The organism is Vibrio sp. YT-15, from assembly GCF_033337445.1.
GTDB classification, from domain to species: domain Bacteria; phylum Pseudomonadota; class Gammaproteobacteria; order Enterobacterales; family Vibrionaceae; genus Vibrio; species Vibrio alginolyticus.
In genome coordinates, this window is sequence record NZ_JAWOQR010000123.1 from 1 (window position 1) to 1,169 (window position 1,169).

The 1,169-nt window shown below is 48.7% G+C and carries 1 protein-coding gene and 1 pseudogene; both read right to left on the reverse strand.

Going from position 1 to position 1,169, the window contains the following annotated elements; all coding sequences use genetic code 11:
* Positions 1–718, reverse strand: a 718-nt coding sequence (locus tag R7D93_RS25725) for an iron chelate uptake ABC transporter family permease subunit (RefSeq protein ID WP_318129613.1), incomplete at its 3' end; no start/stop codon positions are given.
* A pseudogene (locus R7D93_RS25730) lies at positions 715–1,169 on the reverse strand (iron-siderophore ABC transporter substrate-binding protein); the annotation flags it as partial. The gene R7D93_RS25725 and the pseudogene R7D93_RS25730, both read right to left, overlap by 4 nt.

Here is a 1,169-nt window from a genome sequence, read left to right on the forward strand (position 1 = left end):
GCCAAATACCCATCACCATTAACGCCCCAAACGCGGGTAATACCGCTAAGCCTCGGGCTGCTGCGCCTTCTTGTCCCAGTTTCATTAGGGTCAGGATGCGTGGTGCGACAATCAAAATGACGATTGCGATAGTAGAACGTGGCAGCAACCATTCAAACCAATCCCAACTGTATTGTGAAAGGTCGCCCGCTCCCCACATAAAGATGTTTTGAGCAAACTGTGCATTGAGAATAATTAGAGCTGTCGCGATGGAGCCAAGCAAAATGTTGATGACCATGCCGGAGACCACTAAAGGCAACCCCGTCATATTACGCACACCTGCGATCGAAATGATCAAACCAAACGCCACCAAAGCACCTGCCATTGCAGCGAAAGCGGAATAGTCTGCCACCCAGTCAACAAACCAAATGTTAACGATGACCAGCGCAAGCCAAGCACCGGAAGAGGTGCCCAAGGTCAGCGGTGAGGTGAGGTTGTTTTGCGTTAACTGCTGCATCAAACTGCCAGTCAGCCCGAGCATTGCACCAACCAATAATGTGATGCTCAATCGAGGTAACGGAGACTGCATAAAGAAAACATCACGAAATTCGCTGGCGCTTTTTGGTTGAGTGAACAACTGCCATTGTTCACTCAACGACAAGCTCGTATCAATTTGTAAGCTCAATAGGCTAAGCAACGCAATCAGCGCGACATAGCCAATGTACGGTTTCGTTCTCATTGTTTTGGTGCCAGTTCAATTAAGCTGTCGGTAATGGCTTCTGCCATGTATTGCAAAGACATCGCGCCGCCGTAGGCCCACACCGCTCTCACCGAATTTACGCGCTGTTTTTTCACGAATGGCATCGCTTGCCAAAGTGGTGAGCTGTTCAACTTGCTCTCTTGCGGGAAAGGCTGCACGTAAAGTACGTAGCTTTGTTCAAGGTTTTGTAAGCGGTTGATGCGATCTTGTTTGATACCCCAAGCGCGCGCAGAGACTTGGATAGGGTTGGTTAACCCAAGCTGCTCAACCACATAGTCAGTGGTCGAATTTTCCGTCGATAGCAGAACAGAATTGGGTGTCGAGAAGCGCATCACCAACACGTCTAATGGGGCAGAATAATGCTGACGAATTTTGTCACGCAGTTGTTTGAATGAGTCATTGAGTTTTGCCAGTTTTTGTTCCGCTAACT